A 21,710-nucleotide genomic window follows, 5' to 3' on the forward strand; every position below is an offset into this window, starting at 1 on the left:
GCCAAGGCTCTGAATTAATTTGTTTTGTACCTTAATTCTTTAGAATTTTGCATCTTGTACCCGCTGTTTTTCAGGCGGACTTAGAGTATACAATGCAGCAAATTGAAGCGCTAAAGGAGCTCCTGGCCACTCCTAAAAAAGTCATGATTACCACGCATCACAAACCAGATGCTGATGCGTTAGGGTCATCGTTAGGCTTATCCGGCTACCTTAAGAAAAAAGGGCACCAAGTGCAGGTTATCACCCCTTCAGATTACCCGTCCTTCCTGAACTGGATGAGCGGGAACGATGAGGTATTGGTGTATAGCCCTAAGGTAGACAAGCAGGCTCAGGCAATCATTCAAGAAGCAGACGTGATCTTCTGCCTTGACTTTAACCACCTTGGCCGCATCAATGAGTTAGGCGCCTACATTGAGAAGGCAACTGCCACCAAAGTACTCATTGACCACCACCTACAGCCAGACACTTTCGCCGATATCATGTTCTCTGACACTAGCGCCGCAGCCACTGCTGAATTGGTGTTTGAGGTGATCCGTGATTTAGGCGATGAAAAACTCATAGATATTCCCATAGGAGAATGCCTATATGCGGGCATTGTCACTGATACCGGATCTTTCCGCCACGCCAGCACCACCCGCAATGTGCATTTGATCATTGCCGAGTTGTTGCAAACGGGCATAGACATCTGCAAAGTGCACCGCAACATCTATGACAGTTATTCTGAGACCAGATTACGGTTTTTGGGCTACGTGCTCAAAGACAAACTAACCGTGGTACGGGAATACAACACCGCATTTATCTCCGTTACGGCAGAGGAGCTGAAAGAATACAACTCCCAAACCGGCGATACCGAAGGCTTGGTGAATTTTGCACTTTCTATTGAGGGGGTTCGCTTTGCCGCCCTCTTTATTGACCGCACTGAGGCCGTGAAGATTTCTTTCCGGTCAGTAGGTGATATTTCAGTAAATGAGTTTGCTCGTCAGCATTTTAACGGCGGAGGCCACAAAAATGCAGCTGGCGGAATCTCTCATGTTTCACTGAACGAAACCGTTGAAAAATTTGTGAACCTATTACCGCTATACAAAGAACAATTAGCACAATAACCCTTTAAGACTTTATTTTAATTTAAAACCAATGTTTAAGAAATCTCTTTACCTGGTGCCGGCTCTGGCAGCAGTCTTGTTTTCATCTGCTTGCAAAAATTTGGGCAAAGATGAATTTGTAAAAGCTCCATCTGGGTTGGAGTATAAACTATACGCCCAAAACGCAGAAGGTAAATACGAACTGAAGGACCCAACCAAAGTTGATTCTGCCGCTTACAAAGAGAAGATTGGTAAAATCATGAGCTTTGAAATGGAGTACCGCAACAACAAAGACTCTTTGTTGTTCAGCACCCGTGAGAACGCCATGCCAATTCAGATCAAATTAATGGAGTCGCCTAACAAAGGCAGCATTGAAGAAGCTTTCTTGATGTTGAACGAAGGAGACAGCGCCGTTTTTAAAATCAACGCCGACACTCTATTTGCCAAAACTTTCAATACTCCATTGCCTCCGTTCATTGAGAAAGGCAGCTTCCTGACCTTCTTCGTGAAATCAACTAACCTGCAGACTGAGGAAGAAGCAATGGCTGACTATCCGAAGTTGATGGAGCGCCGCCAAAAGGAAATGGAAGCCCGTTCTGCCAAGCAAGGCCCTGAAGATGACAAGAAGATTCAGGAGTACATCAAAGAAAACAAACTTGATGCTAAGAAAACCGAGTCTGGCATTTACTATGTAATCACTCAGCCTGGTACCGGTGCTAACGCCAAAGACGGTGACACGGTGAGCGTGAAATACAAAGGCACCCTGTTGAGCGGAAAAGAGTTTGACTCTTCTGAGAGAAACGGTGGCCAGCCAATTGAATTCCCACTTGGCCAAAACAGAGTAATCAAGGGTTGGGAAGAAGGCATCAAGCAATTCAACAAAGGCAGCAAAGGCATTTTGTTGATTCCTTCGCCACAAGGCTACGGTGCCATGGCACAAGGCCCAGATCTTCCTGCTAACTCTGTTCTGCGCTTTGACGTGGAGTTAGTAGACATTAAATAATTATTTCATTTAAATTTTAGTTGTCATGCAACGGTTAGTAAGAAAAAGCAATTTTTGGCAATGGATACTGGCAGTTTGCTGCGTACTTACGGTTAGTTCATGCGCGGACAAAGACCCGTATGACCCTTATGCCAACTTTGACCATGCCGCCCAGGCGAAATGGGAAGATGAATTAATTCTGCAGTACCTGGAAACCCATAACATTACGGACTACACCCGCACCCCATCAGGTTTGTATTATGTCATACAAGAAGAGGGAACTGGAGCTAGGCCTGTGAAAGGCGATCAGGTAGAGGTAAATTATGTAGGCAGACTGGTGCAGAACAGCCGGAAATTTGACTCTTCTTATGACAGGGCAGAAACTTTTAAGTTTGTGCTAGGCATGAAGCAGGTAATAACAGGCTGGGATGAAGGAGTTCAACTGATGCGCAAAGGCGAAAAAGCCATGTTGCTGATTCCCTCGCGCTTAGCGTATGGCCTGTACGGCAGCGGCCAGGCTATTCCACCCAACTCCCCTATTATGTTTGAAGTACATTTGATCAGCTTCTAAAGCACCACTGCTGTAAAAGAAAAGGCCTCTGCAAAACAGAGGCCTTTTTCTTTTACAGAGGTTTACTAGTAAGAATTTGCCATTCTGGCAATACGAATAGCTTTGCACGTACCTTCTTACCAGTTAGCAGCGCTATTCATTCAGCACCTCTGACAGCACTGTCAGCGATTTAATGTCGCCCAATTGCCCCACGTGCAACTGAAAATACTTCACCAGTAAATGCAGCAGTTCTCTGCGCGCCTTACCGTTGGGCAACCGCACTTGCTCACCATTGGCCAGCAAATCTTGCAGAAACGGCTCCAGTTGTTGCAGTTGCATCAAGCTTGACCCCATTACTTTTACACCTCCTGCCTCAAAAGCCACCTGACTAATCACTTCCTCTGCTGCGGTAATCCCAAACCCAAGATAGCTAGCCAGCTGCACCAGAAACACCAGGTGAAAGTTTTCAAAATCACTTTCCTGCTGGTCAAAATACAGCATAGCATCATAGAGGAAGTTGAACAAGGGCCTGTTTTCTTCCTCCTCCTTTACTGACCTTGCCACTACCTCTGACAGAAACAGGAGCATACTGCTCTTCCGGATATCATAGGGTATAGATGAAAAAGGATAGCTGCACTTATACTCAGAGATGCGGGTAAGGCCACCCTTCCCGGATGGATACACCACCATTTCAAGCAAAGTAAAAGGCTGAAACAAGGCTATTCTTGAGGCGCTGCCTTTTTTGCGCACGCTATTGACCACGTAGCTCTGCAGCCCCAGCTCTTCGGTGTAAATGCGTACTATGATAGAAGACTCTCTAAACTTAATGAAGTTCAGGACGATGCCACGGGTTTTTACCAGCATACAGTCAGGTTTATTTCCTGAAATTTAGTGAAGCACAGCAGATATAGCACCCATTAGGTGCAGGACTATTGTACGGCAACTTTAGCCGTACAGGTTTGGGAGCCGTCAGCTGAGGTAGCCATTACCACATACACGCCCGGCTTAGCTTTGTTCCCATTGTAGTCACGCCCATTCCAAGCGAAGGTGCCTCCGTTGGCTTTACCTTCAAAAACCAATAATCCGGCTGTATCGGTAATCTTTACCCAGCCGTTGTTAGGCAATCCGTTGATGCCAATAGAACCCGTATAGCCTGCACGCACTGGGTTAGGAAACACCTGCAGGCAATCTTTGTTAACCACCTCTGAAAGTGTTGCTGCGCTTCTGTAAATGGCCACACCGGCACCAGTTGCTATGACTACATCTCCATTAGAATTGTTTATTCCTATGTCATTGATTTTATCTGATGGTAAAGGGCTATTCTTGGTAGTGAACGAATGAATTAACTCCTCCCCAGTTTCATTAAACAGCCATAGGCCTGTGTCTGTTCCTATCCATTTGCGGTTGCCTGCATCAACAGCTATGCTTCTCACAATCTGTCCATCCAGCAGGGGCCTTCTTTCATAAATAGGCAAATATGCGCCTGCAAAAGAAGAAGAGAAAACATCAGCAGAGCTGGAGAAAACAGCTACTCCACTACCAGTTCCTACCCAAACCTCACCGTTCTGATCCAGAGCCATGCTGTACACCTGAGCATTTGGCAAGCCTTCTGCTGCCCCTATATACTTAAACTTTCTGCCTTCACTGTCATACACTACTATTCCGGATGGGTTGGCATTGTTACTGATGGAAAGCCACTTATATCCTAATTCATCAATAAGAATTTGATCAAAGTTGGTTCCCCCACTGGTACCTGGCAGATAAGGTATGTTATATGACACCCATGTACCGTCTGGCTTCAACTCAAACAAACCAGGTTTATTGATAGCTCTGTTTCGGTTTACCACCCATAAACTTCCTTCGTCATCTGCTGCAAGGCTGGTTACCCGTACATAATCTCCAGCAACTGGCTCATCTGGCAAAGAGGAAACCAGTGGGCTGTTCAAATGATTGTATAACTTTACTTCCTCCAGTCCATTAAACTCTAGCAACCCGCCGCCATAACTGGCCAGATAAAATTTACCGGTTACCGGGTTTCTGGCAGCATCAACGAAATCACGCATATTATTAGGCATCTGCCCTCCGCTTAGGCGGTGAAAGCTTTCCCATTGACCATTTTGGAACTGATAAAAACCCCTGCTGGACCCGGTCTCACGATAAGACTGATTGTACCCCCCCGCTAATATGGTATACCGGCTTGGCTCTACATACACTCTGAAAGCATCTACATACCCCGGGCCATTTGGAGCAAATGCTTCTACTGAATTACCTGTAACTCTAACTAACCCATTTACCTGACTGGCAGCCCAGAGGCTGGTGCCTTCTGCAGGGATGGCCATTGCTAGATCTTGTAACAATTCGTCTACTACGCTTCTTACCTGACCGGCGGCAGTCACTTCAAACAGCTCATCTGGGCCAGTGATCACTAATCTGTTACCGTTGGTTTCCATTGCCCTAAACTCATTTTGCTGGGTAGAGAGGGCAGCCTGCTCCCACCGCATTCCGGTATATCGGTACAACCCGCTGTTATTTACACCGGCATATACATCGCCATTAAAAGCAGCAATGGTCATATATGCTTCAGCAGAATTTACTTGTGGCAGGCCATCTGCCGGACCAAAGCGACGCCAGCTCCTGAAATCAAGCAAATTGGCATTTGACAGACTGGCTCCCATCAAACCTTGTGAAGTAGCAATGTAAAGGCTGTCGTTGAGTACGGTAGAGGCATGAACCTGTACCAGTTGCCCCTGCGGGCCAAGGTTGCTGTAAGTATCTTTTATCTCATGCTTCACCAAATCTATCACCACCAAACCAAAGGAAGTAGAAAGGTATGCGCGTTTGTTGTGGGTGTACAGGTGAAAAGCCTTTTTTTCCCCTGGCATTGACTTCCGCAGCAATTCGGTCAAATTGATCACCCTGCCGTTTTGCACCAGGTCAAGATTGGTATTCTTGTACACCACTACCAATGTTTGGGAAAAGGGGTCATATTTTAGCGACTTGATTCCCATGTCAGAGAATCCGTCAATTCTAGAAAGGGTCTGGAGGGTGTTCTCTTGTTTTAAAAAGCGGAAAAGGCCGCCTTCAGTGGCTGTGTAAATAGAAGTGGGAGTTTCTGTGATTGCCACGGCCTGCTGGTTAGGCACATGAATTTGCCAAGACCCAATGGCCATGGAAGTTGTTTGAGCCTGGGCAACAACTGTAACGGCCATGCTCCACAATAAAACCAGTCTGGATATTACTTTTGAAAACTCCATATTCAAAATTACACAGATAAAGCCCGTTTTAGGCTCGTTTTCCTGAAAACAGGCCTAAAACGGCCACTACAGTACAAACATAGAACAGATTCCGGTAAGCATTATTGCTTTACATAGCCAGCTTAGCCGTGCGAAATCTCTCTTGCGGTCTGCATAGTACAGCTGCCACCACAGTACCAATGTTGGCAACACCACCGCCACAAATAAATACACCGCAAATAAGGTGTCATACAGCCGCTCTAGCACTACTACCCCAGTAAAGCTCAAGAAAATTACCAGCAGCACATAAAGTACCCATTTGGTCTTTAAAAGACCAAAAACTATAGGCAGGGTACGGCACCGGAAAGAGGCATCGCCCTGCTCATCTTCAATGTCTTTTATTATCTCACGGATAAGGGTAGTCAGAAAAGCAAAAACGCCATAGGCCCAAACGGCTTTAGAAGATTGACCAGCGGCCAAAGGAACCACCAGTACCATGGTGGCTGCCAGCAAGGCAATGGTAAAATTACCTACAAACGGTAACTTCTTGAACTGAGCAGAATAACCCCACAGCAGCATGGCGGTTCCAAACATCACCAAGCCAACCCGCCAACCCAGCACAATACCCAACGCCACCCCTACCACCGACAGGTACAAGTGAATGGCCATGGCTTTGCGACGGGTAAGCCCTTTGCCCACCACTATTCGGTCAGGTTTGTTTATCCGGTCTATCTTAAGGTCATAATAGTCATTAATGATATAGCCGGCGGCGGCAACGCAAAGAGTGGCCAACAAAAGCAAAATAAACCTGAAGGAAAATAACTGCCCTAGGCTGCGTTCTGGAAAAACCAGATAAGCGCGCACCAGCACCTGCGTCAGCAGCATGATGAGCAGGTTAGGAAACCGGATAAGGGACAGGAAACTCTTCACACAGTCAAAGGCAGCACCAAACAATGCGTAAGTTACGGTTTACAAGCCACAAATGAAAAAAGCCCCTAGAACAGGGGCTTTTAGAATGGGTACAAAATGAATATGAAGCGTAGAGGTGTTAGATTTTCTTCACGTTAACCGCGTTGATACCTTTTTTACCCTCTTTGGTGTCGAATTCAACTTTGTCGTGCTGCTGGATCTGGATTCCATTAAGGCCGGTGATGTGCACAAAGAAATCCTCGTTAGTGGTCTCTTCGGTAATAAAACCGTAGCCTTTGGATTCATTGAAGAATTTAACAGTTCCTGTTTTCATAAAAATTTAAAAAATGAGATAATGAATGATGTTGTAAATATATGATTATTAACTAAAAAACAAACTTTCTTTACAAAAATTAAAAAAACAAAATATTTAGCTCCAGAAATGCCTACCAGCGTCTCTGCAGCTTCATCACCATCTCAATTAATTCGCGGGCAGCACCCTTGCCGCCCTCTGCAGAGGCAACATACTGACTAATGTCACAAATGTCAATGGCGGCATCAGCGGGGCAAGCCGATATTCCCACATGCTGCATAACCTCCAGGTCAGGCATGTCATCTCCCATGAACACAACTGTCTCGGGGTCAATTCCGTGGAAGTAAATGTAGTTCTGAAACGTATCCAGTTTATTTTCAGAACCTAAGAAAATATCTTTTACGTCTAAAGACTCCAGACGCTTGCGCACCCCTGGCTCGTTTCGGCCCGAGATGATGGCTACGCGGTAGCCTTTCTTGAGGGCATGCCGAATGGCGTAGCCGTCTTTGATGTTGAAGGCCCGCGCCTGCTCTCCGGTAGAAAAGCACAGCAAGGTACCATCGGTTAATACTCCGTCCACGTCAAAAATGAACGTGGTAATGTGCCGGAAATCAGGAAGTGCCTGCATGGTTATTCAGCTATTTAAGAGCTTGATTGGATTTTATATTTTGGGCTGCAAATGACCCGGCCAAGAACCTGCGTTCGCCTTTTTCTCGCCCCATAGCGCTGCTATGCGTCTCCAAAAACGCTTCCGCAGAACCTTATCTTAACTATTTTCGCTGCCAAAAATAAAAGCCAAACGAGCTCTAAACAGAAGTCCGTTTCAGGCCTATTTTTAGAAAAACAGGCTTAAAACGGACTTCTGCTCGTGTAGATTATTATTGGTTATCGCGCCACTCATACACCCACTTGGCCTGGATCTGCTCCAGATGCCCCTCGGAAGCTTCTTCGCGCTTGCCCTCAAAATTAGGCAGAGACAGCACCCACTCCAGCAAATCAGTAAACCGAATGCGGTAGATTTTGTTCTCGGTGAACTCATCACCAAATTTTTCATAAAGCGCCATGGCTATGTCTTCATGGTCGCTCCACTTCATAGGGGGCTCGTATAGATTGCTCATTTTAATTATCAGTTAACAATGATCAGTAAACAATTAACAGTAAATCAGTAGCAGTAAAACAAGTAATATGAAACGGAAGCGAGCTGTACAAGATGCCCACTTTTGATTCTGATAGCTGTTTACTGATAACTGTCAACTGCCCTTAGTGTCCTAAGAAATCTTGCTTTGGTATGGTTACTACTAAATCTTGGTTACCCTGTACCACACATTGGCAAGCCAGTCGCGAGTTGATTCTTGGATCTACTGCGCGGTCAATATAATCTTCTTCTTTGTCAGAAATCTCTGGAAGATCGTCCATGCCGCTTTCAACATATACGTGGCAGGTACTGCAGCCACACACTCCGCCGCAGTTATGCTGCAGCTGTATGCCATTGTTCAGCGCTACGTCCAGCACCGATTCACCTTCTGCCCCCGTGTGGGTTTCGTCTGGCTTTCCGTCCTGGAACTTATATATAATATTAACTACTTTCATGCGTAATAAATTTAAGGTGCAAAGGTAGGCATACAGAGCCCCTAATCAAAACACCTACTACTACCATAGCAGATACCTTCTGTAACTGGATTTTACCTTATTCTCCTGAAAAAGGATCTAGGCCGGCGGTAGTTTGAATACTGTCTGTCAAAGTTTGGTAGAGGTCTTGGTACTGAGGCAGCGCGTTCAGCAACTGCAAGTGTGCCTGAATGGTAGAAACGTCTCCGCGTTGGGCCGGGCCAGTCTGCACTGCAAAGGGCGGATGTTCAAATGCTTTAGAGACTGTTTCCTGCACCAAAGGCTCCAGCAGATTCAGCGGCAGATCAGCGGCTTTGAGCACCTCCTGGGCTACGCCTAATAAATGATTTGTAAAATTACAGGCGAACACCGCCGCCAAATGCAACTGGCGCCGTTTCTCCCCCGGCATGGCCACTACTTGCTGACTGAGTTTCTGGGCCAGAAACCAAAGCTTCTGCTCCGCTTCCGGAGACGAGGCCTCCAGGCACAAGGGTACTTTCTGCCAGTCTACCTCTTTTTCTTTGCTGAAGGTTTGCAATGGGTAGAAAACACCGAAACTTCCGCCTGCCCTTGGCAGAGACAGCACCTCTAAAGGTTGCGTACCAGAGGTGTGCGCCACTATGGATTGGGTAGGGAATATAGCCTGCTCGGCCAACTGCGGCAGCACCTGGTCAGGCACCGCCATTAAATAAACATCAGCGGGTGGAGCAGCGGTAAAATCAAGAGAGCCTGTAGCTATTGTGTTGGCGGAACAGGCAGCCAACTTTTGGGCATTGGCTATTGTTCTGCTGTACACAAGAGCAATCTTAACTCCTGCCTTTTGCAAACCTCTCACCAGATGGCAAGCCACATTTCCGGCACCAACTATACCAACCGTCACTTCATTTTCCATGCCCGCTAAGTTACTGCTTTCCTACACAGGTTTACAAAGGCAAGTGCTAAAGCGCACATGAAGCTGTTTTGAGCCTATTTTCTGCAAAACAGGCCTAAAACAGCATCAACAAAAAAGCCTCAGAGAAAAAACTCTGAGGCTTTCAATAACTAAGTATGCAAGCTTAGGCTACCAGCTCACCCTTCTTAGGTTTTACTTTACCGGCAGTTCCTTTTGGTTTACCAGATGCGCTGTTTCTTTTACCGTCTTTGTAGTGGCGAACAATGGCCATTACAAATCCGAGGCTCATGACAAGGGTACCAATCCATAAGATACTGATAAACGGTTTCTCCATGGCCTTCAGAATGATGTAATCTTTCTGCGAAGCATTGATACCAATAGTGATTTCACCTTTTTCAGGGTCAAGGTTCATGAGCAGAATCCGCAGGCCTAAGTCTTCAATCTCTTCCGGCACCTGGCCTACCATTCGGTCTCTAATTGCATAGATAGGGTGAGCGTGGTACGTTCTTTTCTCGCCCAGCACTTTCATGTTAGCTTGTACTGCAACGTCACCCGCACCTAAGTTCAGAAGCATAGTGTCTTTTGCTGGCTCAATGCCGTGCAACACCGCCACGTAATCGTTAATGAAGATAGTGTCGCCAATCTGCACTTTATATTCTTTCAGCTCGCCCCAGTCCTTCGCTTCGTTCGGATCTGGAATGGTAGACACGTGCGTGTACAAATCTTTGGTGGCAAACATTTTCACGTCTGGCGAGGCCAAAAGCCCCATGTCTGGGTTTACCTGCGCCCGCGGGTATAGCACAAATGCCTCGTCTGTCTCACGGTTACGATACTCTACCTGGTAGTAAGTGTTTTCTGGATATACTTCTACCGTATCGCCGGGCTGAAACAAAACGTTTTCCCCGTCTTTGATTGGACCACGGGCAATGGCTTTATATTCATCTGCCAAACGGAAAAGCAATTCTTTATTTACATATTCTGGAACACCTTTCACTTCCAGGTATTGACCTGTGTAAGTTACTTTATAAGGGCCCATGTCAGTAGTAGTGTTACGCCAAAGTAGCACGTTGTCGCGGTTGATCTCGTCTCCAAACTCACGGGCATACACCATACCAGACATGTTCTGAGATATGATTTTTGAATAGCCCGAAGAGAACAGAACGCCCAACAGCATCATGGCTACTCCAATGTGCGCCACGGCGCCACCGGCAATAGACACCTTCTTGCGCAACACACCCAGCAAAATAGCCAGATTACTGAACACCGCATACAGAGAAGCCAGTAACAGCACTATGTAAGACGGGGTGTTTATTTTCTCAATGTAGCCTATTTTGCTCAGCAACAGAATTAAGCTTGTGAAGAGCAAGGTCAGAATAACCGGCACAATGAAGACAGAGGTCAGGCTTTCTTCTTTGCCCTGCTTCCGCCACCACAACAGCTGCCCGGTACCAGAAAGCAAGGCAATGCCTACCCCCATCCAGAGTTGGAATTTGGTGTAGTGCGCAATCTGATCAGCGGGCAGGGCAATATTGGTTTTTACGCCAATAAAGCCCATGAATGAGTTATAAACCGGAATAGACGTAGTGAACAACACCTGAAACGCGCCTAAACACAGTACTGCTGCCCCAATGAATACCCAGAACTCGCCTGAATAAGTGGCAATTTCTTTTTCTGTGGTAGGAATAAATTTCCAGCGGTACGCCAACAAACCAATGGCCAGCACAAAGAAAGCGGCCATGTACGTGAACAGCTGACCAGATAACCCTAAGTCAGTAAAGGAGTGCACGGAGGCGTTTCCTAAAATACCGCTTCGGGTCAGGAACGTGGCGTACAGCACCAACAGGAACGAAGCAATGAATAGGATGAAGGTAGCGCGCAGAGCAGATTTGCTCTTGCGGAAGGCCAACAATGTATGTATTGCCCCCACTAACACCAGCCATGGAATGTATACTGCATTTTCTACAGGATCCCAGTTCCAATAGCCCCCAAAATTCAGTGTTTCATAGGCCCAGTAGGCACCCATCATAATTCCTACACCTAATACCACAGCGGCAAATAAAGCCCAAGGCAACGCAGGTTTGGTCCAGGAGGAGAATTCTTTTTTCCAAAGGCCGGCAATGGCAAAAGCAAACGGCACCAACGTAGCGGCAAAGCCCAGGAACAGCACCGGTGGGTGAATCACCATCCAGTAGTTCTGCAAAAGCGGGTTCAGACCTGTACCATCTTCCGGAATGAAATTAGGATCCATTTTAAAGACAGGTGCCTCGGTCATGAAATCGCGCATGAGAATGAACGGAGAGGAACCTACTTTCAGGTCACCGATCACAATGCCCAAAATCATGGACGTCAGGAACAGCTGCACGAACGAGAAGACGGCCATTACCGGACTCTCCCACTTTTTGCCGTACTTCATGAGCACCAGGCCCAGCAGCGTATGCCAGAAAATCCAGAGAAGGAAGGAACCCTCCTGGCCTTCCCAGAAACAGGAAATCATATAATGCACCGGCAGGTGATTAGATGAGTGGCTCCAAGCGTAGTGGTATTCGTAGCGGTGCTCGTAAATTATGTTGAACAGCGCGAAAATAATGCTGAATACCGCCAGCGTGTGCACACTAAACGCTATTCGGGCCAATTTTTTCCAGGCATCGTGCTCGGGATCCAACACTGGCCGGTTAGCCGCAAAAAAGTAAGAGAGGGAAGAAACCAGTGCCGCTACAAACGCAACAATCACGCTTACGTGGCCCAGATCACCAATAAAAGTATTAACCATTTTTTGAGTCTTGAGTTCTGAGTCTCGAGTCTTGAGTCAGGAAAACTCAAAATCTAAACCGGAAACTCTTTTTTATGTAAACAATGACAAAGATGAGCGAAGAGGCAAGGCTTGGTGCTAGTTCAAGACGCTCAGCTCAAAAGCCTTGAGAAAGATACCTGTTTTGACTCAGGACTCGTGACTCAAGACTCGCGACTAAATTTAAAGGCTTGCCGTTTTTTCTACCTTCACCTCGTTCTCGGTGTATTTAGAAGGACATTTAAGCAGGATTTTATCGGCCACGAAAATCTCTTTCTGCATGCTGCCGGTAATAACTACCTGCTCAGAACGGTCAAAATCTTGCGGTTTGGGATTATAATACACTACCGTCTGCTCTACACGGTTGGTGTCTACCAGCACAAAAGAGAAATAGTTAGGGTCTAGCACCGGGTCATATTTCATACCTACAATGTGACCTTGCGCATCTTTCTTCAAGCGGCCCACAACGTGAACTTTAGTGTCATCACCTTCTTGGGCACGGGCTTTGGCCTCAGAGAAAGGCACATACACGCTGGCATCTGAAGCGGTAGACATCATAATGGAGATGGCCACGGCTATGACTAAAATCCCGATAATATGAATCCTTTTCATGGTACTAAAAACTAAAGGGGGTTTATTGCACGTTGAACAACGCTTACTTTAAATTAAATCCGAACCAGGGCTCTTTTCTTCAAATTCATCTTGTTACATCCTGTTTTTGCTGTTTTTATAAAAACAGCCCAAAAACAGGATTACTGCCGAAACTCCTTCTCCAGGCGGCTTACTTTTCTATCTAAATTAATCAGGTACACCAGCACGCCCAACAAAATACTCACCAGCACAGCCACCACAATGTAAATTTTCCCGTCCTGACGCATCACGTCGGCCATCTCCACATCTGGGTTGCTTTGTAAGGGAGTAGAAGAAGAAGAAGTTGTTTCAGCTGTTGTTTGTGCTATTACCGGAGCCGAGGTTCCCACTGCCCAAAACAAGAGCAGCGTTAAAATATATTTATACATTTTCATAGAGTTGTTGCTTTAAAACTTCCAGCCGCGCGCGTACGCTCACCATCCAAACCCCTAGCAGTGTCCAGCCAAGTACCGCCGGATAAAACACCGCCCGCAGGCGCGCATCTAAATCATAGGCGTTGAACCCTGGGTTTCCGCCGTTACCGGGGTGCAGAGAGTCAGTTAAGCGCGGCAAGATGAACAATAGCGGAATAAGCGCCGCAAACGCAAAAATATTGTAAATGGCGCTGATACGGGCTCTTTGCTGATGGTCCTGGAAAGAACCGCGCAGAATCAAATAGGCGAAGTAAATTAAAAGACCAATGGCCGCTCCGTTCTGCTTTGGGTCGTTGCTCCAGTATTCGCCCCAGGTGAATTTGGCCCATTCCATGCCGGTGACAATACCCAGCACACCAAACAAAATACCCACGTTGGCCGCCTGCACCGCCACAATATCATGCTTTACCAGCGGGTTGCGTAGGTACAGAATAGAGTACACCACTGACACCAGAAGAATCAAAATCATCCCGAACCACATAGGCACGTGAAAATACAGATTCCTGATGGTCTCATTCAAAATGGCCAGCCGCGGCACGTCCTGCAGCATACCCTTGGCTACTGTGTACAGCAACAGGGCAATCGTCAGCCATTTCCACCAAGAGAGTTTCATCTTCTTTTTTTGTTCTTTATTCTGAAGCCTGTTAAAGCTTCAATATTTATTTCTCTATCTTTTTTTTTCTAGCTCGCCCACAAGTTCCTTTCAGGATGACAGATGTGGAAAAAATTGAAAAAACAACAATCAACAACTAACAATCAACCATTCCTTTAACTGCGCCACAAATACGGGAACAGAATATAAGACACTGTGATCACAATCATGTTAATGGCCAGTAATGACATAGCTTCATCAAAGCTGGCCGAAGCGTCTAGACCGTCAATGGCGTTCTTTGACATCTTCATGAGCATGAGCAGCATAGGCACCATTACGGGGAAGCTCAACACTGCCATTAGGGTTCCGGTATTGGCCGCTTTGGCCGCAATGCCTGAAATCATAGTCAGCGAAGAGGCAAAACCTATTGCCCCCAGACAAATGGTAAGCAGAAACATGCCTACATCCTGCACCGGATTGCCTATCACTATGGCATAAAACGCAAAACAAAGCAGTGCCAGTATAAGCATGAGCGCGGCGTTATATAGCATCTTGGCTACAATTACACCCTGCGGACTCACTACGCTATAGTAGTAGAGCAACCGCCCGCGGCTCTCTTGGGCAAAACCTTTGGCTATGGCATTTACCGCCGTAAACAATAAAATTATCCAGTACAGCGCGTTCCAGACCGGCACTTCCAAGGCTCCAAAGCGTAAGCTGAAGCTGAGGTAGCAAATAAACACTGTGCTGCCAACGTACAGTAGCATGCCGTTAAAAGCATACTTCTGCCGCCATTCCAGCACAAAATCCTTTTGCATCAGGTATATAACCTCTTTCAGCAGCACTTTTTCTTCTTTTCGGCAAAGGTACAACACAAAAGAGTGCGGATGGATGATTTGCGTCAATATTCCCGACCAGACTAATGTTTTTGAGCATGTTTCGAGGAAAACTGGCCAAAAACGAAGCGGTTTCTTTTAGGAAAGTAAGGCAAATAACAAATACTTAAAATCTCAATAAAAGGAATTAATTACCCATTAAGACAGGCGCTTTAGTCTTGTTTTTTAAAGAGGCAAAATAAATGAAAACAAAAAAGCCCGCCAATTTGGCGGGCCCCTTGCAACGCGAGAGACTAATTCGCGCGCAAAGTGATTGGTCTATCATATTATCTCACCCATATTGATAGCCAACTTTTTTTGAAGATTTCTTTATAGGGATATAATTTTATTTTAGTTAACTAAATAAGTCAACCCAAAGGAGAAGGTTCTGCCGAGTTTATAAGAACTGTAGATGTATTCTGCGCCATTATACTCGTGGCTGTTCTTGTATTCTGGGTTCAGAATGTTCTCTGCAGCTACCTTAGCTGTAAAGTGCTGCCCAATCCGCTTTGACACCACCATGTTTACCATTGGTCGAGAACGCTCATAGATATTAGGCGTACCACCAATTGAGATAGCCGAAATTCTGTCGCCAAACACGTTATAGCTGGCGGTGGCGACTAAACCCAAAGGGTCGCTTTGGTAGCTTAAGCTGGCGTTTGCCACAAACGGAGACTGCCCGAACAAAGGTCTAGTTGATTCTGCATCAGGTCTCACCGCCCGTATCTGTTCTAATTCACGTTCAGAGATGCTTACAGTTGACTTTATAAGCGAAAGATTGGCGCTACCTACAAAGTTTTCAAGAGCCGGAGAGATAAAAGAGAACCGCTTGTTAACCTCAAACTCTAACCCGTATACCTTAGCGTTGTTCACATTCTGGATAAAGATTTCATTGTTCAGAGCCAAAGTATTGATGCTGCGCTCAATTGGGTTCTTAAAGTTTTTGTAAAAGGCACTCACACTTAGGAATTCCCCAACGTTAGGATACCACTCCCACCGAGCATCAAAATTGTCAATTTGGGTTCTTTTCAGGTTAGCGTTTCCGGTAAAAGCAGGCTCGCCCACAAAGTCAAAAGAAGTGTAAGGAGCAATTTCTCTGAAGTTAGGTCTTGCCAGGGTGCGGGAATAACCTAGGCGCAGATTGGTTTTTTCTGTCAGGCTATATGTAGTGTTAATAGAAGGTAACACATCTACCTGCTTCAACTCACCTGGATTCAAACTTTTATTAAAACTCTCAACATAGATATCAGTTACCTCAACACGGGCACCGGTCACTACACGCAGTTTCTCGTTCACAGGCAAATCAATCATTCCATAACCAGCGTAGATAGTCTCGTCGCCGTCATAGTTGTTGGTGCGCTGTGACCCGTCTTGCAGATATACTCCATAGCGGTAAAGACCATCGTTCTCAGGGTCACCAGGCTGAGAAACTACGCCTAAATTTTCTGGAGCGAAGAAATCTAAAATGCTGCCGTTGTAATCATACTCATTTGTGAAGCGGTAACGATAAATGTTTTCTCGAAAAGCTCTGTCTTTACGTAGGGCGGCTGCTCCAAACTTAGTCTTTGCCTCTAGGCCATTCCATATTTTGAAAGGAGTAGTAATGTTTACTTTTATATCTAAGTTTGTTTCATCTAAATCTCTGAAGAAACGGGCGGGCAAGGTATAAGCGGCTGGCTGAATACGATATGCAGTATCTGTGCCAGTCACAAAGTAGTCATTAGCGAAGAAGCGCAAGTCTGGTTCATCTTGCTGTGAGAGTGTGAAAGAACCTAACCAGTTGATGGTACTGTTCATGAAGCCTGGCAATAAGTGCTCTCCTTTTAGTTGGGCGCTGGATAAGGCGCGTTGGGTGTAGTGCAATGCTCTTGATTCAAAGATGGCGCGGTTATCATACACCCCCGAAGTTTCAGGAAAGATACCGTTAAGGTAACGGCTGGAGTTCTGTCCACTCTGGTTCCGGATAAGGTTCAGAGAGATTTTGTTGTTATTGTTGAACTTGAAGGAGAAGTTAGACAAAAAACCTAAAGAAACATCTTCTACTCCGCGCTCATCTTCTAACAAGCTTTCCACCAAAAGGCCTTCGGCGTCTTTGCTGGTCAGTTCCCACAGCCCAAAAGTGCCATTATTATAGTAAGAGAAAGATCGCTGATAAGAAAGACCCACTACGTAGCCGAACTGACGCCCGAATAATTCGGTCTGGTTACCTAATGAGAAAGAGTGGGAATGGTTTACTGGTGCTGTCGCTCTCACAGGTGCCATTTCCTGATTAAAGGCGTTAGTGGCTCTATCTATTTTCTCAGCTCTATCAGCATTAGTTGAGCTCTCGAAAGGAATTTCAAAGTTGATTTCTTCTGGTACGGCTCTGGTACCATCGTCAAAACCCAACCAGTCAGTTTTGCCTCTGTTTGAGCTTAAAAATTTACCGTTAAAAGTAGTTTGATCATTTACACCAATGGATGTTGAGAATTGGAGGGTAAATCTATCTGGGAAATCTTTGGTAGTGATATTGACAAACCCACCGGAAAAGCTACCTGGCATGTCGGGTGTAAAAGTCTTAGAGACGGTAAGGTTATCAAGCAGGTTGGCCGGGAAAAGGTCCATCTGCACAGTATTACGGTTGGGGTCTAGCCCAGGCACCTCGGCGCCGTTTAATGATGTCTTCACGTAGCGGTCCCCTAGACCACGTACATATACATATTTGCTTCCTTCAATAGAAAGTCCGGTAACCCGGGTTAAAGCAGCGGCAGCATCACTGTCTCCACTGCGAGAGAACTGTTCGGCAGATACACCATCCATTACGGTAGCCGATTTGCGCTGCATGTTGCGCAGGTTGTTTTCTGAATTTCGGATGGCTCTGCCTTCTACTACTACTTCCTGTAATTTTTCAGCGGCGGCACCCAATTGTACGTTTAGTACGGTTACTTCACCAGGTCTTACTACTACTCCGGTTAAAGTTTTTGTCTCGTAAGAAAGATAGGAGGCTACTACCTCATAGGTACCTGGCTTTACGTTGGTCAGGTTGAATTTACCATCCAAGTCGGTGGCGGCGGCGTAAGTTGTACCTTTCACCATAACAGTTGCCCCTATGAGCTCTTCACCGGTTTCACTGCTTTTAAGCTGCCCTCTGACAGTACCGCTTTGGGCAAAGGCTGTACTTATAATAAAGCACAGTAAGCCTAACAGGCTTAGTATTTTTCGTAACATAATATTAAGAGATTGGGTGAGAAAATCTTACAAAAAGAGTGAGTGCAGCCGCCGGTAAGTTTAGTCTTGGCAGCTGCACCCACTTAAGTGTTATTTCAGGTAACCTAATTTGTCAAGGTAAGTCCAGCCCTTCATCCAGTTGTTGGTACCATCAAATGCACCTACATAGTTAGCTGGGGTCCAAATGAAATTGTTGGTATTACTAGGTAAGGCACCAGCACCAGTTAAGGCAATGCTACCAGTAGGAAGCAGCGGGTTTAGACCTTTGTTGTTAGTTCTGCTTACGCCTCCAAACACATTATCAGAAGACACACGGTTGCCGTTGGCACTAGCCTCAAGATGTGTTAACAGGTAACCTTGATTAGCGGCTACACTAGTTATACCGGCAAAGGTGTTGTTGTTTACTTTAGCAAAGATGTTGTTTTTGAAATCTAGATCACCGGCCTCAAGTCTGGCGCGGCTGTCACCGATATTTGGATCAGTAAGGTCTTCCACCACAATACCACCGGTAAATTCAGCGAAGATGCTGTTACGGATTTTACCGCCAGCGTTGTCTACCAACATAACTGCGTTCTGGCCAGCTTTGTTTCCGCTACCAATGATAGTAGCGTTGTAGATGGTTGGAATAGAGAAAGGAGTTACGTCATCTGGATTTGATCCACCGTCAAATTCTCCACCTGTTCCACCTGAGTTGCTGTTGTAAATACCGAACCAAAATTGGTTATTACCTCTCCAGCCTTGGTCATAGTCAAACATATCGTCACCACAGAAGGCGGATACCAAGTATTTAGTATTTACAGTTCCGCCAAACCACTCAAATCCGTCGTCTTGGTTTGAGAAAACTTCTACGTACTCAATTTTAGTTCCTGAACCAACACCACCCATGGTCAGGCCGTTGATTTCATTATTAGCCCCAATTAGAGTGCCGGCGTGACGGATAGACACATATTTGAAGACACCTGAGTTGTCAGCATCATTGGTACCACCATAGATACCTCTAGTTTCTAAAGGAGAGATACCTTCAATAGAGGCTTCACCGCCAGTTCTATTGATAGTGGCTTTACCTAAAATAATTACACCACCCCAACGTCCGTTGGCATCTAAAGGCATATCATCTGTCCTGCTAAGGTCATCTTCCTCAGCAGTAAAAATGATTGGTTTTTCAGCAGTGCCTTCTGCCATAATCTTACCACCGCGAGCTACTACTAAAGCACTTGCTTCTTCTGCATCCCCCGGCATACCTTTGATCACAGTTCCTGGTTCAATAGTCAAAGTTTGGCCATCGTTCACGAACACCAAGCCATCTAATATATAAGTGTTGTTAGCAGTCCATTTAGTTGTACCCACACCTTGGGCGGAACTCGTGATTACAATTTCCTCACCTTGCTCTACCTGCTCGTCAATCGGATCATCATCATCACAAGAAGTGAACGACAGAACAGAACCTGCCATTAACAGTGAGAATAAGAATTTGTTCGTTTTTTTCATGTCTCAGTAATAAAAAAATAAGGGTTTATTCAGTGTCTTTAGGAGCATCTTTTTAGCTTCGCCTTATCAGAGCGGGCAAAAGGCAGACACCCCACAGCCTTCAATGTTTTTTTGTTTGAGACAAAAGTAGAGCTATGACTTTACCCTATAATTAACCATCCTTTAACCAATTGTTAAGTTTAGGCGACTAATGTTATCTCTAGGTTAATCAATTTGTAATATTTTGAATATCAAATAATTAAGTTTAATTTTAATACAAATGGTATATTAGAGGGAATATAAGGGTGATAGAATGGCTTTAGAAATAAAAAAAAGCCCTACCGCGTTTTAGATCTGTTTCCCGGAAACCAGAACTAAAATGCGGTAGGGCTTATCCAATAGTCAAAAAAAAGACACTCCAGAAGAGTGTCTTTTTAACCTAACTATATATGAAAAAAATCTGTTATTTTAACACTAAGGTATTAGACTTCGATATCTCATTCTGCAAAGAAAGATAGACCGTTTGCTGAGCTGGTTTCAATAAGTTTAAAAATCCTTCTTCAAACCTAGTATTAATTTGCTCCAGCAGTAGCTCCAGCTCAATACCTTTGGCTACTATATGTGCTTCCTCCACTTCTTGCTTTTTCATTTTCTCTAGACCTTTCAGTTTAATGTATTGCCCTTCAGACAAGGATAATACCTTAATCAACTGACGGTTTACCACAAGATTATTTTCTTTAGTAGCTGGTACTGAATGTGCGAAGGCTGCACCAACCATAGAAAGGGTAAGAACAAGGGCTAGAGTAAAGTTTTTCATGGGTAAAGCGTTTATTTCCTTTTTTGTTATCACAAAGGTATAGCTCAATTGCACCCTGTTTTTTAAGATTAGATAACTGCTTACCCCCGCTGGACAAATCCCCTTTTCTCCTCGACAAATTCTAGTAGCCGTCTACGAACTGTCCTAAATCCTCGGTGAATTATTAGAATCACCTGATACACTTACTCCCTCATCAGCCTAATCATGGACTTTTAGCTGATTATGGCCTCTTTTTTAGAAAACAGGGCAAAAACAAAGGGCAGCTGGTTAGGCTGCCCTTTGTTTTTCATGAAGTTAACTTTATTAGCTAATAGGCACTTTGCGAAGAATGGCTTCTACAAAGTCTTTGGTTTGCACATTGTCTGCCTCGGCCTCATAATTCAGAATAACACGGTGGCTCAACACGTCTGAGGCAATCTCTTTGATATCTTCTGGCAGCACATAATCCCGTTCATCAAAGAACGCCACGGCCTTAGCAGCCAGGTTCAAGGCAATGCTCGCCCTTGGCGATACACCAAACTGCAGGTATTGGGCAAAATCAGCCAGGTCATAGTCAGCGGGATGACGGGTGGCGAAGACTAATTCTATGATGTAGCGCTCCAGCGTTTCTGAAATCTGAACCTGGTTTATTTCGTTTCTGATGTCAAAGATATCTTGTTTGGTAAGCACTGTGTTCACAGTACTGTTATATGAGAGGTTTGACATACGCCGCATTACCTCCAGCTCATCGGCTTTAGAAAGATAATCAACGTAAACTTTCATCATGAACCGGTCTACTTGAGCTTCAGGCAGCGGATAAGTTCCTTCCTGCTCCACTGGATTTTGGGTTGCCAGCACCAGAAAAGGCAAATCTAAACGATAGGTCTTTTCGCCAATTGTCACCTGCTTCTCCTGCATGGCCTCCAGCAACGCGCTCTGCACTTTGGCAGGTGAGCGGTTTACTTCGTCTGCTAAGATCAGGTTAGCGAAAATAGGGCCTTTCTTTACTTCAAACGCACTGGAATTTTGGTTATAGATCATGGTGCCCACCAAATCAGAAGGCAGCAAATCTGGCGTAAACTGTATACGCTGAAAGTTGAGGTGAAGCACCTTGGCCAGGGTATTAATGGTAAGGGTTTTGGCCAAGCCAGGTACGCCTTCCAATAAAATATGTCCGTTGGTGAATAAACCAATGAGCAGGCGGTTAACCATATACTGTTGCCCTACCACCACCTTGCCCATCTCACGGAACACTTGCTTTATTTTAAGCTGGTGCTCCCGGATTTTCTCTTGGTATGTTAGTTCTTCCGTCTGCATTTCTTTGGGTTAAAAAACGAAGGTAGGCAATCTAG

Annotated in this window: 20 protein-coding genes; 3 read left to right on the forward strand and 17 right to left on the reverse strand. The window is 45.4% G+C overall.

What is annotated here, in order from left to right; all coding sequences use genetic code 11:
- The first annotated feature begins 92 nt into the window (after positions 1-92).
- From A8O23_RS17450 to A8O23_RS17460, 3 genes are read left to right on the forward strand one after another with little or no spacing between them, the layout of a single operon-like run.
- Complete coding sequence (locus A8O23_RS17450) at positions 93-1,103, forward strand: DHH family phosphoesterase (protein ID WP_066624054.1); 1,011 nt, start codon at positions 93-95, stop codon at positions 1,101-1,103.
- Between the two features lie 31 nt (positions 1,104-1,134).
- Positions 1,135-2,085: an FKBP-type peptidyl-prolyl cis-trans isomerase gene (locus A8O23_RS17455; RefSeq protein WP_066624055.1), complete on the forward strand. Its 951-nt coding sequence runs from the start codon at positions 1,135-1,137 to the stop codon at positions 2,083-2,085.
- 25 nt (positions 2,086-2,110) lie between these two features.
- A complete protein-coding gene (locus tag A8O23_RS17460; protein ID WP_066624058.1) occupies positions 2,111-2,635 on the forward strand; it encodes an FKBP-type peptidyl-prolyl cis-trans isomerase in 525 nt (174 codons plus the stop codon).
- A gap of 132 nt (positions 2,636-2,767) precedes the next feature.
- On the opposite strand, the gene recO is transcribed toward A8O23_RS17460, so the two are convergent.
- From recO to A8O23_RS17545, 17 genes are all read right to left on the reverse strand, one after another.
- Complete coding sequence (recO, locus tag A8O23_RS17465; RefSeq protein ID WP_066624064.1) at positions 2,768-3,478, reverse strand: DNA repair protein RecO; 711 nt, start codon at positions 3,476-3,478, stop codon at positions 2,768-2,770.
- Between the two features lie 65 nt (positions 3,479-3,543).
- Positions 3,544-5,823 carry a type IX secretion system anionic LPS delivery protein PorZ gene (gene porZ, locus A8O23_RS17470; RefSeq protein ID WP_161486762.1) on the reverse strand — a complete coding sequence of 760 codons (2,280 nt, stop codon included), beginning with the start codon at positions 5,821-5,823 and terminating at the stop codon, positions 3,544-3,546.
- A gap of 111 nt (positions 5,824-5,934) precedes the next feature.
- Complete coding sequence (locus tag A8O23_RS17475; protein ID WP_066624168.1) at positions 5,935-6,777, reverse strand: geranylgeranylglycerol-phosphate geranylgeranyltransferase; 843 nt, start codon at positions 6,775-6,777, stop codon at positions 5,935-5,937.
- A 118-nt stretch (positions 6,778-6,895) separates the two neighbouring features.
- Complete coding sequence (locus tag A8O23_RS17480) at positions 6,896-7,090, reverse strand: cold-shock protein (RefSeq protein ID WP_066624068.1); 195 nt, start codon at positions 7,088-7,090, stop codon at positions 6,896-6,898.
- A gap of 112 nt (positions 7,091-7,202) precedes the next feature.
- Positions 7,203-7,697, reverse strand: coding sequence for a KdsC family phosphatase (locus A8O23_RS17485; protein WP_066624071.1), 495 nt, complete (start codon positions 7,695-7,697; stop codon positions 7,203-7,205).
- A gap of 250 nt (positions 7,698-7,947) precedes the next feature.
- Positions 7,948-8,187 carry a Fe-S cluster assembly protein IscX gene (gene iscX, locus A8O23_RS17490; RefSeq protein ID WP_066624073.1) on the reverse strand — a complete coding sequence of 80 codons (240 nt, stop codon included), beginning with the start codon at positions 8,185-8,187 and terminating at the stop codon, positions 7,948-7,950.
- Positions 8,188-8,329: 142 nt separating this feature from the next.
- Positions 8,330-8,659 (reverse strand): 2Fe-2S iron-sulfur cluster-binding protein, encoded by a 330-nt coding sequence (locus A8O23_RS17495; protein ID WP_066624079.1) that lies wholly within the window; start codon positions 8,657-8,659, stop codon positions 8,330-8,332.
- A gap of 97 nt (positions 8,660-8,756) precedes the next feature.
- The gene (locus A8O23_RS17500) at positions 8,757-9,569 is read right to left on the reverse strand and encodes a Rossmann-like and DUF2520 domain-containing protein (protein WP_066624084.1); all 813 of its coding nucleotides are present in this window, start codon (positions 9,567-9,569) and stop codon (positions 8,757-8,759) included.
- A 163-nt stretch (positions 9,570-9,732) separates the two neighbouring features.
- The gene (ccsA, locus tag A8O23_RS17505; RefSeq protein WP_066624088.1) at positions 9,733-12,339 is read right to left on the reverse strand and encodes a cytochrome c biogenesis protein CcsA; all 2,607 of its coding nucleotides are present in this window, start codon (positions 12,337-12,339) and stop codon (positions 9,733-9,735) included.
- A gap of 201 nt (positions 12,340-12,540) precedes the next feature.
- The gene (locus tag A8O23_RS17510; RefSeq protein ID WP_066624094.1) at positions 12,541-12,969 is read right to left on the reverse strand and encodes a cytochrome c maturation protein CcmE domain-containing protein; all 429 of its coding nucleotides are present in this window, start codon (positions 12,967-12,969) and stop codon (positions 12,541-12,543) included.
- A gap of 140 nt (positions 12,970-13,109) precedes the next feature.
- Entirely contained in the window at positions 13,110-13,382 is a 273-nt protein-coding gene (locus A8O23_RS17515) for a CcmD family protein (protein ID WP_239693436.1), read from the reverse strand.
- The gene (ccsA, locus tag A8O23_RS17520; protein WP_066624096.1) at positions 13,369-14,034 is read right to left on the reverse strand and encodes a cytochrome c biogenesis protein CcsA; all 666 of its coding nucleotides are present in this window, start codon (positions 14,032-14,034) and stop codon (positions 13,369-13,371) included. Before ccsA (A8O23_RS17520) ends, A8O23_RS17515 begins: the two co-directional genes overlap by 14 nt.
- Before the next feature lie 155 nt (positions 14,035-14,189).
- A complete protein-coding gene (locus A8O23_RS17525; protein WP_066624174.1) occupies positions 14,190-14,831 on the reverse strand; it encodes a heme exporter protein CcmB in 642 nt (213 codons plus the stop codon).
- Between the two features lie 408 nt (positions 14,832-15,239).
- Positions 15,240-18,095, reverse strand: coding sequence for a TonB-dependent receptor (locus A8O23_RS17530; protein WP_066624098.1), 2,856 nt, complete (start codon positions 18,093-18,095; stop codon positions 15,240-15,242).
- Positions 18,096-18,185: 90 nt separating this feature from the next.
- A complete protein-coding gene (locus tag A8O23_RS17535) occupies positions 18,186-19,583 on the reverse strand; it encodes a hypothetical protein (protein ID WP_066624105.1) in 1,398 nt (465 codons plus the stop codon).
- A 442-nt stretch (positions 19,584-20,025) separates the two neighbouring features.
- The gene (locus tag A8O23_RS17540; protein WP_066624108.1) at positions 20,026-20,379 is read right to left on the reverse strand and encodes a hypothetical protein; all 354 of its coding nucleotides are present in this window, start codon (positions 20,377-20,379) and stop codon (positions 20,026-20,028) included.
- A gap of 303 nt (positions 20,380-20,682) precedes the next feature.
- Complete coding sequence (locus A8O23_RS17545; protein WP_066624112.1) at positions 20,683-21,675, reverse strand: AAA family ATPase; 993 nt, start codon at positions 21,673-21,675, stop codon at positions 20,683-20,685.
- Positions 21,676-21,710: the final 35 nt, after the last annotated feature.

The sequence above is a fragment of the Rufibacter roseus genome (assembly GCF_001647285.1).
Lineage (GTDB): Bacteria > Bacteroidota > Bacteroidia > Cytophagales > Hymenobacteraceae > Nibribacter > Nibribacter roseus.

Excerpts from the sequence above, each read along its gene's own strand:
- A8O23_RS17450 (WP_066624054.1), top strand. The coding sequence starts at position 93 with ATGCAGCAAATTGAAGCGCTAAAGGAGCTCCTGGCCACTCCTAAAAAA.
- A8O23_RS17455 (WP_066624055.1), top strand. The coding sequence starts at position 1,135 with ATGTTTAAGAAATCTCTTTACCTGGTGCCGGCTCTGGCAGCAGTCTTG.
- A8O23_RS17460 (WP_066624058.1), top strand. The coding sequence starts at position 2,111 with ATGCAACGGTTAGTAAGAAAAAGCAATTTTTGGCAATGGATACTGGCA.
- recO (WP_066624064.1), bottom strand. The coding sequence starts at position 3,478 with ATGCTGGTAAAAACCCGTGGCATCGTCCTGAACTTCATTAAGTTTAGA.
- porZ (WP_161486762.1), bottom strand. The coding sequence starts at position 5,823 with ATGGCCGTTACAGTTGTTGCCCAGGCTCAAACAACTTCCATGGCCATT.
- A8O23_RS17480 (WP_066624068.1), bottom strand. The coding sequence starts at position 7,090 with ATGAAAACAGGAACTGTTAAATTCTTCAATGAATCCAAAGGCTACGGT.
- A8O23_RS17485 (WP_066624071.1), bottom strand. The coding sequence starts at position 7,697 with ATGCAGGCACTTCCTGATTTCCGGCACATTACCACGTTCATTTTTGAC.
- iscX (WP_066624073.1), bottom strand. The coding sequence starts at position 8,187 with ATGAGCAATCTATACGAGCCCCCTATGAAGTGGAGCGACCATGAAGAC.
- A8O23_RS17495 (WP_066624079.1), bottom strand. The coding sequence starts at position 8,659 with ATGAAAGTAGTTAATATTATATATAAGTTCCAGGACGGAAAGCCAGAC.
- A8O23_RS17500 (WP_066624084.1), bottom strand. The coding sequence starts at position 9,569 with ATGGAAAATGAAGTGACGGTTGGTATAGTTGGTGCCGGAAATGTGGCT.
- ccsA (WP_066624088.1), bottom strand. The coding sequence starts at position 12,339 with ATGGTTAATACTTTTATTGGTGATCTGGGCCACGTAAGCGTGATTGTT.
- A8O23_RS17510 (WP_066624094.1), bottom strand. The coding sequence starts at position 12,969 with ATGAAAAGGATTCATATTATCGGGATTTTAGTCATAGCCGTGGCCATC.
- A8O23_RS17515 (WP_239693436.1), bottom strand. The coding sequence starts at position 13,382 with ATGAAAATGTATAAATATATTTTAACGCTGCTCTTGTTTTGGGCAGTG.
- ccsA (WP_066624096.1), bottom strand. The coding sequence starts at position 14,034 with ATGAAACTCTCTTGGTGGAAATGGCTGACGATTGCCCTGTTGCTGTAC.
- A8O23_RS17525 (WP_066624174.1), bottom strand. The coding sequence starts at position 14,831 with ATGCAAAAGGATTTTGTGCTGGAATGGCGGCAGAAGTATGCTTTTAAC.
- A8O23_RS17530 (WP_066624098.1), bottom strand. The coding sequence starts at position 18,095 with ATGTTACGAAAAATACTAAGCCTGTTAGGCTTACTGTGCTTTATTATA.
- A8O23_RS17535 (WP_066624105.1), bottom strand. The coding sequence starts at position 19,583 with ATGAAAAAAACGAACAAATTCTTATTCTCACTGTTAATGGCAGGTTCT.
- A8O23_RS17540 (WP_066624108.1), bottom strand. The coding sequence starts at position 20,379 with ATGAAAAACTTTACTCTAGCCCTTGTTCTTACCCTTTCTATGGTTGGT.
- A8O23_RS17545 (WP_066624112.1), bottom strand. The coding sequence starts at position 21,675 with ATGCAGACGGAAGAACTAACATACCAAGAGAAAATCCGGGAGCACCAG.